Source organism: Natronospira sp. (genome assembly GCF_007134575.1).
Classification (GTDB): Bacteria; Pseudomonadota; Gammaproteobacteria; order Natronospirales; family Natronospiraceae; genus Natronospira; species Natronospira elongata.
Map to the genome: position 1 here is coordinate 1 of NZ_SLKM01000140.1, position 12559 is coordinate 12559.

General features: G+C 60.9%; 9 protein-coding genes. 7 read left to right on the forward strand and 2 right to left on the reverse strand.

Annotated elements, in window-relative coordinates; all coding sequences use genetic code 11:
• Positions 1 to 163 precede the first annotated feature (163 nt).
• The 7 genes from rimP (at position 164) to pnp (ending at position 8773) form a co-directional block, all read left to right on the forward strand.
• Positions 164 to 613: a ribosome maturation factor RimP gene (rimP, locus tag ACJWXQ_RS05400; protein WP_406672330.1), complete on the forward strand. Its 450-nt coding sequence runs from the start codon at positions 164 to 166 to the stop codon at positions 611 to 613.
• 30 nt (positions 614 to 643) lie between these two features.
• Positions 644 to 2161, forward strand: coding sequence for a transcription termination factor NusA (nusA, locus tag ACJWXQ_RS05405; protein ID WP_346051589.1), 1518 nt, complete (start codon positions 644 to 646; stop codon positions 2159 to 2161).
• A 96-nt stretch (positions 2162 to 2257) separates the two neighbouring features.
• Positions 2258 to 4870: a translation initiation factor IF-2 gene (gene infB, locus ACJWXQ_RS05410; RefSeq protein ID WP_346051587.1), complete on the forward strand. Its 2613-nt coding sequence runs from the start codon at positions 2258 to 2260 to the stop codon at positions 4868 to 4870.
• 10 nt (positions 4871 to 4880) lie between these two features.
• Positions 4881 to 5276 carry a 30S ribosome-binding factor RbfA gene (gene rbfA, locus ACJWXQ_RS05415; RefSeq protein WP_406672331.1) on the forward strand — a complete coding sequence of 132 codons (396 nt, stop codon included), beginning with the start codon at positions 4881 to 4883 and terminating at the stop codon, positions 5274 to 5276.
• Positions 5266 to 6183 (forward strand): tRNA pseudouridine(55) synthase TruB, encoded by a 918-nt coding sequence (gene truB / locus ACJWXQ_RS05420; RefSeq protein WP_346051583.1) that lies wholly within the window; start codon positions 5266 to 5268, stop codon positions 6181 to 6183. The genes rbfA and truB overlap by 11 nt, the downstream gene beginning before the upstream one ends.
• Positions 6184 to 6384: 201 nt before the next feature.
• Positions 6385 to 6654, forward strand: coding sequence for a 30S ribosomal protein S15 (gene rpsO, locus ACJWXQ_RS05425; RefSeq protein WP_346051581.1), 270 nt, complete (start codon positions 6385 to 6387; stop codon positions 6652 to 6654).
• Between the two features lie 25 nt (positions 6655 to 6679).
• Positions 6680 to 8773, forward strand: a complete 2094-nt coding sequence (gene pnp, locus ACJWXQ_RS05430) for a polyribonucleotide nucleotidyltransferase (RefSeq protein ID WP_346051580.1) — start codon at positions 6680 to 6682, stop codon at positions 8771 to 8773.
• A gap of 60 nt (positions 8774 to 8833) precedes the next feature.
• Here the strand turns inward: pnp and ACJWXQ_RS05435 are convergent, their stop codons facing one another.
• Positions 8834 to 9805, reverse strand: a complete 972-nt coding sequence (locus tag ACJWXQ_RS05435; protein WP_346051578.1) for a hydrolase — start codon at positions 9803 to 9805, stop codon at positions 8834 to 8836.
• A 20-nt stretch (positions 9806 to 9825) separates the two neighbouring features.
• On the reverse strand, positions 9826 to 11781 hold the full coding sequence (gene acs, locus ACJWXQ_RS05440; protein WP_406672332.1) for an acetate--CoA ligase: 1956 nt from the start codon (positions 11779 to 11781) through the stop codon (positions 9826 to 9828).
• Positions 11782 to 12559 lie beyond the last annotated feature (778 nt).

Here is a 12559-nt window from a genome sequence, read left to right on the forward strand (position 1 = left end):
CCCCTCCGGGGCCTTTTTCGTTGGCGGCGGCTCGACCGGCCCTCCGGGGTCCGGTTCGGAATGCAGGCGCATTTCGTACAGTCGGGACCCCTGCAGGGGGTCGATGCTGAAGGGGCCGTTGCGGCCCCTTTTTCGTATGGGCTGCCAGAAAAATTTGAGGAATTTGGCGTTAATGAAAGAACAACTGATCGAACTGCTGGAGCCTGCCATCAAGGGCATGGGCTTTGACCTGATCGAGTTGGAGTTCAAGCCCGGCGGTGATCTGCTGCGTCTCTATATCGATATCGAGCGCGGCGTCACCGTGGATGATTGTGAGGCGGTCAGCAGGCAGGTCAGCGGGATCCTGGACGTTGAGGACCCGATTCCGGGGCGTTACACCCTGGAAGTGTCATCCCCGGGTATTGAGCGCCCGCTGCGGACTCTGGCCCATTTCGAGCATTTTGCCGGAGAGCGGGTCCGTGTGCAGTTGGACGCCCCCTTTGAAGGGCGCCGCCGCTTCAAGGGGCTGCTCCTGGGGGTGGAAGACGAATTGGTGAAAGTGCAGGTGGACGATGAAGTCTACGAACTGCCCTTTGAACGTATCGATAAAGCACGACTCGCGCCCAAGCAGTGAGTCGGAAGTCATGCGACTGGAGATGGGGACATGAATAAAGAAGTCCTGCTGGTAGCTGAGGCCGTTTCCAACGAGAAAGGCGTCAGCAAGGAAGTGATTTTCGAGGCGATTGAGGCTGCCTTGGCCTCGGCCACCCGAAAGCGTCATGGTGGCGAGATCGATGCTCGTGTGAGCATTGATCGCTCGGATGGCTCCTACGAGACTTTCCGGCGCTGGCTGGTGATTCCGGACGACGCGGAGATGGAGAGTCCCGAGAAGGAGCTTCGTCTCATGGACGCCAAGGATGAATACGGCGATGACGTGGAGCCGGGGCAGTACGTTGAAGAGCCTCTGGAGTCGGTGGAGTTTGGCCGAATTGCTGCCCAGACGGCCAAGCAGGTGATTGTCCAGAAAGTACGTGAGGCCGAACGGGCTCAGGTGGTTGAGGCCTTCGAAGACCGTGTGGGCGAACTGCTCACCGGCCAGGTCAAACGTGTCGAGCGGGGTAACGTCTGGATTGATCTTGGCGGCAACGCCGAGGGCTTTATTCCGCGTGAAGAGATGATTCCCCGTGAAGCTGTTCGGGCCGGTGACCGGGTCCGCGGTTACCTCAAGGAAGTCCGCTCCGAACAGCGGGGGCCCCAGCTGTTCATCAGTCGAAGTTGCCCGGAGTTTCTGGTCAAGCTCTTCGAGCTGGAAGTTCCGGAAGTGGGTCAGGGCCTGATCGACATCATGGGTGCAGCGCGTGATCCGGGGCTTCGTGCCAAGATCGCCGTGCGCAGCAATGATGATCGCATTGATCCCGTGGGTGCCTGTGTGGGCATGCGGGGTTCACGCGTTCAGGCAGTTTCCAATGAACTGTCCGGTGAGCGTATCGACATCATCGTCTGGGACGATAACCCGGCACAGTTTGTGGTCAATGCCATGTCGCCGGCGGAAGTCCTGTCCATTGTCATGGACGAGGACACCAACACCATGGACATCGCGGTGGAGGAAGATCAGCTCTCCCAGGCCATTGGCCGCGGCGGGCAGAACGTCCGTCTGGCCAGTCAGCTCAGCGGTTGGGAGCTGAACGTGATGACGGAGAGTCAGGCCACCGAGAAGAGCGAATCCGAAGCTCGGAGCATCCAGGAAAGCTTCATGGAGAAGCTGGATGTGGACGAGGAAGTCGCCATGATCCTGGTGCAGGAAGGCTTCTCCAGTATTGAAGAGATTGCCTACGTGCCGGCCAGCGAACTGCTGGAAGTGGAAGAGTTCGATGAAGATGTGGTCGACGAGCTGCGTGGCCGGGCCCGGGATGTCCTGCTGCAAATGGCCATCTCCGGCGAGGATGGTCAGGACGAGGAACCGGCCGATGATCTGCTGGGCATGAAGGGCATGGATGAGGCCCTGGCAGGCAAGCTGGCTGAGAAGGGCATCCGCACCATGGATGATCTTGCCGAGCAGGCAGTGGACGATATCAGCGATATCGAAGGACTCGACGAGGATCGGGCCGCGGAATTGATCATGGAAGCCCGTGCGCCCTGGTTCGCCGAGCAGGAAGGTGAGGAGGAACAGTCTTCCCAGTAAGCCCATGAAGGCAGTCTGACTCATCCCGCCGCTCGAGCGACGGGGAATGCGACCGGTTCAGACCGGTCCGGATATTGAGACGAGGAGCTTTGCCGTATGGCGGAAGTGACCGTTAAAGAATTTGCGAACAACCTGGGCGTGTCGGTGGACCGTCTGATGACCCAACTCAGCGATGCGGGCATCGATGTGACCGACCCTGAAGGCACCATCAACGATGATCAGAAGATGGAGCTGTTGGCGCACCTGCAGAAAAGCCGAGGCAAGGCCGCGGACAGTGAGGAGTCGGGGCCAAGCAAGATCACCCTGCGGCGCCGTTCCCGTAGCGAACTGCGCACCTCCGGTGGTCAGGGCCGTGCCAAGACCGTGAATGTGGAAGTGCGGCGCAAGCGGACCTACGTCAAGCGCAAGGATATCCTCGAGCAGGAGCAGAAGAAGCGGGAAGAAGAGCTTCGTCGCCTGGAGGAGGAGAAGCGCGCCCGGGAAGAAGCCGAGCGCCAGGAGCGTGAGGCGCAGGAGAAAGCCGAAGAAGAAGCCCGCAAGGCCGCTGAAGAAGCTCAGGCTGCCGAGGCTGAGACGGTGGAAGAAGCCGGAGCCCCCGCCGAGGCCGAAGAGAGTGTCGATGTGGAAGCCGAGGCGGTGGAAGAAACCGCCGAGGAAGAGAAGTCGGCCGACGAAGAAAGTGAGGCAGATGTCCGCGCCCGCGAGGAAGCGGAGCGGGAGCGCCAAGCCGAGGAAGAGCGCCGCAAGGCCGAGCAGGAAGCTCGCAAGCAGGAAGAAGAGGACGAAAAACGTCAGCGCGCCAAGGCGGCCAAGCCCAAGAAGGACAAGAAGGGTGGCCGTCAGGAACTGCATGTGGCGCGGGACAAGCAAGGTCGCCGCAAACGGGGCAGCCAGGTCCGCCCGACCCGATCGTCCTCCGGTGGTCGTCATGGCTTTGAAAAGCCGGCCGGCCCCGTGGTCCGCGAGGTGGTTGTGCCCGAGAGCATTACCGTGGGCGATCTCGCCCAGCGGATGGCGGTGAAAGCCAATGAGCTGATCAAGGTCATGATGAAGATGGGTGTGATGGCAACCATCAACCAGTCCATTGATCAGGAAACCGCTGCCCTGGTGGTGGAAGAGTTGGGTCACAAGGTCAAGCTGCAGCGCGAGGATGAACTGGAATCCAAGGTGATGGAAGTTCCCACCGAGGGCCAGGAAATCCCCCGCGCACCTGTGGTGACCGTGATGGGCCATGTGGACCACGGCAAGACCTCGCTGCTGGACCATATCCGCAAGGCCAAGGTGGCCAGTGGCGAGGCCGGCGGCATTACCCAGCACATTGGTGCCTACCATGTGCAGACCGACAGCGGCATGGTGACCTTCCTTGATACACCCGGTCACGCCGCCTTCACCGCCATGCGGGCCCGTGGTGCCAAGCTCACCGATATCGTGGTGCTGGTGGTGGCCGCGGATGATGGCGTAATGCCCCAGACCATCGAGGCCATCAAGCATGCCAAGGCAGCTGGCACCCCGATCGTTGTTGCCGTCAACAAGATGGACAAGCCGGAAGCGGATCCTGATCGGGTCAAGAACGAGCTGGCTCAACATGAAGTGATCCCGGAAGACTGGGGTGGTGATACCCAGTTCGTTCATGTTTCCGCCCATTCCGGTCAGGGGATTGATGAGCTGCTGGAATCGCTGGCCCTGCAGGCAGAGCTGATGGAGCTCAAGGCCGTGGACAGCAATGTGGCCCATGGCATTGTCATCGAGTCCAAGCTGGAGAAGGGCCGTGGTCCGGTGGCGACGGTGCTGGTTCAGCATGGCACCCTGCGTCAGGGGGAAGTGCTGCTGGCCGGTCAGGAATATGGACGCGTTCGTGCCATGTTTGACGAGACCGGCAAACAGGTGAAGGAAGCCGGTCCCTCCATCCCGGTGGAGGTCCTGGGTCTGTCCGGTACCCCCGAGGCCGGTGATGACGTCGTGGTGGTTGAAGACGAACGCAAGGCCCGTGAAGTGGCGGCGTTCCGCCAGAGCAAGGAACGGGATGCCAAGCTGGCCAAGCAGCAGGCGGCCAAACTGGACGAGATGTTCCAGCAGATGGGCGAGGGCGCCGATGTGGGCATCCTCAATGTGCTCATCAAGGCGGATGTGCAAGGCAGTGCCGAAGCGCTTTCCGAATCCCTGCAGAAGATCTCCACCGACGAGGTCAAGGTCAAGATCGTGTCCAGCGCCGTGGGCGGCATCACCGAATCCGATGTCAACCTCGCAGCGGCTTCCGATGCGGTCATCATCGGTTTCAATGTTCGTGCCGATGCCTCTGCTAAGCGGCAGGTGAGCGAGACCGGCGTGGACCTGCGTTACTACAGCGTCATTTACGAAGCCATTGACGACGTCAAGGCGGCCCTGTCCGGCATGTTGTCGCCGGAGCTTCGGGAAGAGATCGTGGGCCTCGCAGAGGTCAAGGATGTGTTCCGCTCGCCCAAGTTCGGCAATATTGCCGGCTGTCTGGTGGTGGATGGCGCGGTGCGTCGCCACAACCCGATCCGTGTCCTGCGTGACAACGTGGTGATCTACGAGGGTGAACTGGAATCCCTCCGACGCTACAAGGACGACGTCAATGAAGTCCGCTCCGGGACCGAGTGCGGTATCGGTGTGCGGGATTACAACGACGTGAAGGCCGGCGACCAGATCGAATGTTACGAGCGTCACGAAGTTCAGCGGACGCTGTAAGGAGCCTGAAGTGAAGGAACCGACGAGTGCCAGGCAGCGCAAGCTGGCCGAGGAAATGAAGCGGCGGCTGAGTCTGATCATCCGTGAGGAAGTGGATCATGACGCTGCCTGGCAGGTTACCGTCACGGATGTGGAAGTGGCCAGGGATCTTTCCCGCGCCAATGTTTGGGTGGATTTCCTGGGCGATCCGCCGGAAGGCCTGGTGGAAAGCCTGGACGCCGCACGCAAGCCATTGCGTGCCCGTCTTGGCCGGACCATGTATATCCGTCGCTCACCCGAGTTGTTCTTCAAGCATGACGACAGTCTGGAGCGGGGTTCGGAACTCAGTTCCCTGATTGACCAGGCTGTGGAAAGTGATCGCCGTCGGCGTGGAGATGACGAGGACGAGGACGAGCGTGGGTCGTAGTCGCAAGCGCGGGCGGGACGTTCATGGCGTACTGCCCCTGGATAAGCCGCTGGGAATGAGTTCCAACCAGGCCCTGCAGCGGGTCCGACGGTTGTTCGATGCCCGCAAGGCGGGCCATACCGGCAGCCTGGACCCCCTTGCCAGCGGTGTCTTGCCCCTGTGCCTGGGAGAGGCCACCAAGTTGTCTGCGTTTCTACTGGATGCGGACAAGACCTATGAGTTCGACTGTCAGCTGGGAACTCGCACCAGCACCGGCGATGCCGAGGGCGAGGTGGTGGAATCAGCCGAGGTGCCGACTCTGGATGAAGCGCGGTTGGAAAGCGTCCTGGCTGATTTTCGCGGCGACATCGAACAGATCCCGCCCATGTATTCCGCTCTCAAGCACAAGGGTGAACGCCTCTATCGCCTGGCCCGCGAAGGGGTCGAGGTGGAGCGTGAGCCGCGTCGGGTCACCATCCACGCGCTGAGCTGCCTGGCGATCAATCCGCCGGTGCTGAGCCTGCGGGCCCAGTGCAGCAAGGGCACCTACATTCGCGTCCTGGCGGAAGATATCGCCGCGGCGCTTGGCACGGTGGGCCATGTGAGTCGCCTGCGACGGGTTGGCGCCGGGCCCTACTCTGAAGACGAGCTGGTCAGCCTGGAGGCGGTGGAAGAGGCCGCCGAGCAGGGCCAGGAAGCCCTGGATGCCCTGCTGCAGCCGGCGGATACTGCCCTGGCAGGGTGGGAGTCGGTGAATCTGAGTGCCGACATGGATTGGTATTTCCGCCAGGGGCAGGCGGTTCAGGTGGCCGGAGCGCCGGTGGCCGGTCGGGTCCGCGTTTATGCGGAAGATCGGGGATTTCTCGGTATTGGCGAGATCCTGGATGATGGCCGGGTGGCGCCGAAGCGCCTGCTTCACACCGGTTGATGGGATTCGGGGCGGCGCCTGGGCGCCGTCCCTTGTGACGCCAGGGGCCGCGGGCGTAGAATAGGCGGCTTGGGACGGCCCAGGCGGTGGGCGTGACAGCCACTGCGGGGTCCGGGTAGTGAATGCGGTTTCGGGATGTGCCCGAACCGGGATTCAGAAACCCTTTGCGCAACGCAAAGTAAATCAGGAGTTAAACAGGCAATGTCTCTGAGTGCAGAAAAGAAGCAGGAAGTGGTCCGTGAATATGCCCGCGACGAGAAAGACACCGGTTCCCCGGAAGTGCAGGTCGCGCTGCTGACCACTCGAATCAATGAGCTTACCGAACATTTTTCCCAGCACAAGCACGACCATCATTCTCGTCGTGGTCTGCTGCGCATGGTGAATCAGCGCCGCAAGCTGCTGGATTATCTCAAGCGGAAGGATCGCAGTCGCTATCAGGACCTCATCAAGCGCCTGAATCTGCGTCGCTGAACTACAGGCAACGGGTTAAATTATCGTGAAAGCAATCAGCAAAACATTCAATTACGGTGGTCATGCGGTGACCATGGAAACCGGCCGCCTTGCCCGCCAAGCGGATGGCGCGGTGCTGGTCAACATGTCCGAAACGGTGGTCCTCGTGACCGCCGTGGGCCAGAAGGAAGCCGATCCCGGTCGTCCCTTCTTCCCCCTCACCGTCAACTACCAGGAACGCACTTATGCCGCCGGCCGTATCCCCGGCGGTTTTTTCAAGCGGGAAGGTCGTCCCAGCGAGAAGGAAACACTGACTTCGCGCCTGATTGACCGTCCCATTCGCCCGCTGTTTCCCAAGGGCTTCATGAATGAGGTTCAGGTCATTGCCACGGTGATCTCCGTGAATCCCGAAGTGGATCCGGATGTGCCGGCAATGCTCGGCACCTCTGCCGCCCTGATGCTCTCCGGCATTCCCTTCAACGGGCCCATCGGGGCTGCCCGTGTGGGTTACCGCGACGGCGAGTACCTGCTCAACCCCAATGCCAGCGAGCTGGAAGAATCCGACCTGGACCTGATGGTGGCCGGTACCGATAAGGCCGTGCTCATGGTGGAGTCGGAAGCGAAGGAGCTGTCCGAGGAAGTCATGCTGGGTGCGGTGCTTCATGGTCACGAGCAGATGCAAACGGCCATCCAGGCTATTCGGGAACTGGCCGATGAAGCCGGCAAGCCCCGTTGGGAATGGGAGCCGGAGGCTGAGGACACCGAACTGGCTGGCAAGGTGGAAGAGCTGGTTCATGCCGATCTGGACGGTGCCTATCAAATTGCCGACAAGCAGGAACGCAACGAGCGTTTGAGTGAAATTCGCGCCAAGGCCGTGGCCGCTCTGGTTCCGGAAGGCGAGGATGAACCCAAGTGGTCCGAGGGTGAGGTCAAGTCGGCAGTGGGCAATCTGGAGAAGAAGATTGTCCGTGGTCGCATCATTGCCGGCGAGAAGCGCATTGATGGCCGTGATACCCGTACGGTGCGTCCCATCAACGTGACCGTTGGCGATCTGCCCCGGACTCACGGTTCCGCCATCTTCACCCGCGGTGAAACCCAGGCCATGGTGGTCACCACTCTGGGTACCGGTCGCGATGCACAGATCATTGATGCCATTGAGGGTGAGCACAAGCAGCCCTTCATGCTGCATTACAACTTCCCGCCTTACTGTGTGGGTGAGACCGGCTTCATGGGCGGCCCCAAGCGGCGTGAGATTGGTCACGGCAAGCTCGCCAAGCGCGGTGTTCAGGCCGTGATGCCGGACATGGACGAGTACCCCTATGTGATTCGTGTGGTCTCCGAAATCACCGAATCCAACGGCTCCAGCTCCATGGCTTCCGTGTGCGGCACCAGTCTGTCCCTGATGGATGCCGGTGTGCCCATCAAGGCCCCGGTGGCCGGTGTGGCCATGGGCCTGATCAAGGAAGATGCCGGCCATGCGGTTCTGACCGATATCCTGGGTGACGAGGATCACCTGGGTGACATGGACTTCAAGGTTGCCGGTACCGAAGCGGGTGTCACTGCTCTGCAGATGGACATCAAGATCGAGGGTATTGATCGGGAAATCATGGAAGATGCCTTGGCTCAGGCCAAGGATGGGCGTCTGCACATCCTTGGCGAGATGAACAAGGTCATCTCCAAGCCCCGTGAAGAAATGTCCGATTGGGCGCCCCGCATCCTGACCATGAAGGTCCATACGGACAAGATCCGCGATGTGATCGGCAAGGGTGGCGCCACCATCCGCAGCATTACCGAAGAGACGGGTGCCAATGTCGATATTGCCGACGATGGCACCATCAAGATCGCTTCGGTGGACCGCGCTGCCGGTGAAGCCGCCAAGAAGATGATCGAAGACATCACGGCCGAAGTGGAAGTGGGCAAGATCTACGAAGGCAAGGTTGCCCGCATCATGGACTTCGGTGCCTTTGTCACCATCCTGCCTGGCAAGGACGGTCTGGTGCACATCTCCCAGCTCGCGGAAGAGCGAGTGGAGAAGGTGTCGGACGTGGTCCAGGAAGGTGATGTGGTGAAGGTCAAGGTTCTGGAAGTGGATCGCTCCGGCAAGGTACGCCTGAGCATGAAGGCGGTCGACGCCGCCTGATCCAACTGCATGGATCGAAGCTGAAACCGCCCCGGCTTTGTCCGGGGCGGTTTTTTTGTGCTAGCTGATTTCAAACGCCGTAATCAAATGCCCGGTTACCCGCTCTTCCAGCCACCAGCGTGGCCGCCAGGGCCAGCGACCGGTAACGAAGCCCACATGGCCGCCCCGGGGGCTGATCTCCACTTCCACATGGTCTGATATCTCCCGCTCGCTCGGGACGATATCAGGGCGCATGAAGGGATCATCCAGGGCATGAAGAATCAGGGTAGGGCATTGGATGCGAGTCAGGAAGGCAATGCTGCTGCTGCGCTGATAATAATCCTCGGCATTGTCGAAACCGTGCAGGGGCGCGGTGATGGCATTGTCGAAATCATGAAAGCTTTTCAAACCATCCAGGGCGTCAAGGGGGAAGGGCGCATCATCACGTCGGGAGAACTTGGCCCGGTAACTGGCCTTCATACGCCGCATCAGGAATGCGTTGTAGACCCGGGAGCTGCCCTGTCGAATGGCATGGGCGCACTGGGAGAGGCGGAAAGGCACTGACACGGCTACTGCCGTTGTCAGGGGGCAATCAGCGCCACGCTCCCCTAGCCATTTGAGCAGCAAATTCCCGCCCAGGCTGTAACCCACCGCGGCCAGGGAGACGCCGGGGCAGTGCTTTTCCACATGAGAGACCACCGCTTCCAGGTCTTCGCTGGCGCCGGAGTGGTAGCCGCGCCGCAGACGGTTTGCCTCTTCGCTGCAGCCCCGAAGATGCATCACCACGCCGCGGAGGCCGGCATTCACCAATGCCCGAAGTTGGCCGGCGATATATTTGGACTGTAGTGAGCCCTCGAGACCATGGATAAGAATGACCATCGGCCCGTGGTCCGGGCCGGCCCAATCCAGGTCGAGAAAATCGCCGTCTGCCAGCGTGATTCGCTCGCGCCGTGTGTCAACGCGGGGATAGGGCCGGAGGAGATTCTGGTAGATCGTCTGCGCATGGGCATTGCGGGCCCACCAGGCAGGCCGAAAGCGGCTGGCCTTGATCACGTCATGTCCCCCTGATTCAATCAGGCGCCACTGTCGGGCTTGATTCGATTGTCGATGAGATTGTCCACCACACCGGGGTCGGCCAGGGTGCTGGTATCACCCAGTGTATCAAGCTCATCGGCCGCGATCTTGCGCAGAATGCGGCGCATGATCTTGCCCGAGCGGGTCTTGGGCAGACCCGGTGCCCACTGAATGATATCCGGCCGGGCAATGGCGCCAATCTCGTCGCGCACCAGATCCATCAATTCATCACTGAGCTCGTCGCTGCCTTCCTTGCCTGCCATCAGGGTGACGTAGGCATAGATGCCCTGGCCCTTGACGTCATGGGGGTAGCCCACCACGGCCGCTTCGGCCACAGCAGGGTGAAGCACCAGGGCGCTTTCCACTTCCGCCGTACCCAGGCGATGACCGGAAATATTGAGGACATCGTCAACCCGTCCGGTAATCCACCAGTAGCCGTCGGCGTCCCGGCGGGCACCATCGCCGGTGAAATATAGGCCGGGGTAGGCGCTGAAATAGGTCTGAGCGAAGCGCTCATGGTCTCCGTAGACCGTCCGCATCTGGCTTGGCCAACTGCCCTTGATGACCAGATTGCCGGCGGCTTCTCCCTCCAGCTCTCTTCCATCGGCATCCATCAATGCTGGCTGGACGCCGAAAAAGGGCCGGGTGGCGGAGCCGGGTTTGAGATCCGTGGCACCTGGCAGCGGCGCGATCATGATGGCGCCCGTCTCGGTCTGCCACCAGGTATCCACCACCGGGCAGCGACCATCGCCCACCACCTGGTGATACCAGTTCCAGGCTTCCGGGTTGATGGGTTCCCCCACCGTTCCCAAAATGCGCAGGCTCTTGCGGCTGTACTGCTGGACAGGCTCATTGCCGGCACGCATCAGTGCACGGATGGCGGTGGGGGCGGTGTAGTAAATGTTCACCTGGTGGCGGTCGACAATGTCCCAGTGTCTGCTGGCATCCGGATAGGTCGGCACGCCTTCGAACATGAGGGTGGTTGCGCCATTGGCCAATGGGCCGTAGACAATATAGCTATGCCCCGTGACCCAGCCCACATCGGCGGTACACCAATAGATATCCTCTTCGTGATAATCAAAGACATAGTGATGGGTCATGGCGGCCTGGAGAATGTAGCCGCCCGTGCTGTGCAGTACCCCCTTGGGCTTGCCGGTGCTGCCGGATGTATAAAGGATGAACAGGGGGTCCTCGGCGTCCATGGGTTCCGCTTCGCAGTGGGGCTCCATGTCTTCGACCAGCTCATGGTAGTCAATGTCTCGATCAGGACTGGAGGGCACCTCTGCGCCGGTGCGGCGCAATACCACCACGGTTTCCACGCCGGGACATTCGGTGACTGCCTTGTCGGTGTTTTCCTTGAGGGGGACAATCTTGCCACCGCGAACACCCTGGTCGGCGGTGATCACCAGTTTGCAGTCGGCGTCCAGAATCCGGTCACGCAGGGCGTGGGGTGAGAAGCCGCCGAAGACAACGGAGTGAATGGCGCCGATGCGGGTACAGGCGAGCATGGCGATGGCGGCCTCGGGGACCATGGGCATGTAGATGCAAACCCTATCGCCCCGCCGGACCCCCCGGGCTCGCAGGCCATTGGCGAGGCGGCATACTGCTTCATGGAGTTCGCGGTAGCTGAAGCGGCGGGTGTCACCCGGTTCATCACCTTCCCAGATGATGGCGGTCTTGTCGCCGCGTGTTTCCAGGTGACGGTCGATGCAGTTGTAGCTGACGTTGAGCTCGGCCCCTTCGAACCAGCGGATTCGCGGTTCCTTGAAGTCCCAGTCCATGACGCGATCCCAGGGGCGGAACCAGTGGATGAATCGCTCGGCCTGTTCGGCCCAGAAGGCCTCCGGGTTTTCAATGGAGCGCCGATACATGGCCTCATAGCCCGCCTTGTCCAGATGTGCCCTGGAAGCGATCTCCGTCGGTACCGGATAGAGCTCGTCGTTGCCGTTAGCCATGGGGGACTCCAAGCCTGTGAATGGGACTCTGCCCTGAAGCTTAGCGCACTGCCTGCCTTCGGCCCAAGCTTCTGGGCATTAGGCTGTATAGGGCAGATTTCGAACGTAGGGGTTCTTTAGTGGCGGTGGTGAGATGTGACTCGGCTTCGACGCCGATTGGTTTCGATGGGGCTAGGGCCTTTCGCTGTCAGCGATGGATTGCGTGGGTGGGCTTTGAGTAATGACAGGTTTTCCGGGCGGCCTCGATCTGTCTAAGGCCCTTCGAGATCGGTGACGGGGGCGTTCCGGCCCAGGTTCTGGTGGCCTTGCTCAAGGACGCCGTAAACCCATCCCTGGGGGCTCTGGGTTCGGCATCCTGCCTCACACAGCCCTGAGCAAGGCCACCAGAACCTGGGCCTACCTTTGGAGGTTGTCACCTGAGCCGTGCTAGTGGAGAGTTTTGTTCAGTCTTTCGCCTTGGTGGCACCTGGCAGCTCTTGTTCGCGAATGAATTCGCTCCCACGGGGGCATTAGCGTATGCCAAAGCCGCCGTGGGAGGGGGTATATCCGCGATTTCAACGGCCGAATCGAAGGCAATCTGCTCACATTTCAGAACACACCCTCAGCAAGCACAGCCCAGGTGACCCCCAGCAAAGGTAGGCCTAGGTGGCGACAGGCCTTTCCAGGACTGTGTGAGCCAGGATGGCGAACCCAGAGCCCCCAGGGATGGGTTTACGGCGATGAGATGGTCTCCTCCCTCCTTCATCACTCGGCGTCGATGCGCCATGATGGAAGCTCG

Bases quoted from the DNA above. Each gene is read 5' to 3' on its own strand.
- nusA (WP_346051589.1), top strand. From the start codon at position 644: ATGAATAAAGAAGTCCTGCTGGTAGCTGAGGCCGTTTCCAACGAGAAA.
- infB (WP_346051587.1), top strand. From the start codon at position 2,258: ATGGCGGAAGTGACCGTTAAAGAATTTGCGAACAACCTGGGCGTGTCG.
- rpsO (WP_346051581.1), top strand. From the start codon at position 6,385: ATGTCTCTGAGTGCAGAAAAGAAGCAGGAAGTGGTCCGTGAATATGCC.
- acs (WP_406672332.1), bottom strand. From the start codon at position 11,781: ATGGCTAACGGCAACGACGAGCTCTATCCGGTACCGACGGAGATCGCT.